The organism is Acinetobacter sp. S54, assembly GCF_016624945.1.
Lineage (GTDB): Bacteria > Pseudomonadota > Gammaproteobacteria > Pseudomonadales > Moraxellaceae > Acinetobacter.
In genome coordinates this window covers 1-860 of the sequence record NZ_JACVUI010000027.1, presented here as the reverse complement: position 1 = coordinate 860, position 860 = coordinate 1, and the positions used below count along the sequence as shown (strand labels likewise).

The window sequence follows — 860 nt, the reverse complement described above, 5'->3', positions numbered from 1 at the left end:
TTATCCAGCTACGAATAACGGCGATGGAACCTGGACTCTGGCAGACAATACGTTACCTGCTTTAACCGATGGATTGCATACTGTTGTGGTAAATGCAACGGATGCAGCAGGAAATAGCAATACCACTTCCAAAGATATTTCTATCGATACCACAGCACCGAGTTTGACGATTACCACAGCTGATACCACATTATCGCCTAACGAAGTTGTAGATATCACCTTCAACTTTAGTGAGAAAGTCATCGGATTTGACTTGTCTGATATTCAAGTAACAGGTGGATCAATTTCACAACTTCAAACAACAGATGGTGGCTTAACCTGGACAGCAAAATTTACTCAGTCTGGTACCGATCAGCCAAGTATTAAAGTTTCTGGCAGTGGTTATACGGACCTTGCAGGTAATAATGGTACAGATGCAATATTGGATGGCAACAACAATTTCCACTATGATCCAGATGCAAAAGACGTTATAGGCAGTGTGGCCTTATCTGCGGGAGAAGATGCAAATAATGATGGCGTAATCAATACAGCAGAATTAGGAGCGGATGGTAAAGTCAATGTTGATATTACCTTGGGAGTGGATGCAGCGGTAGGTGATATCATAACGATCAATGGTGTATCGCATACATTAACTCAGGCAGAAGTAGATGGCCATAAAGTGGTAAGTGCGGTAACTGTAACTGATGGTAGCAATACTATAATAGTTGAATACAACGATGGTCTTGGAAATACAGATACTGCTCAAACAATTGTAAATGTTGATATTACTTCACCCGCGGTTACGCCAACAATCGGTTTGGTCGCAGATGATGTAGCACCGATGACTGGAACGCTAAATTCAGGCGATAGCACGAATGATA

General features: G+C 41.9%; 1 protein-coding gene. It reads left to right on the top strand.

Going from position 1 to position 860, the window contains the following annotated elements; translation table 11 throughout:
- A partial coding sequence (locus tag IAE20_RS16660) for an Ig-like domain-containing protein (protein WP_227612144.1) occupies positions 1-860 on the top strand: 860 nt, incomplete at both ends.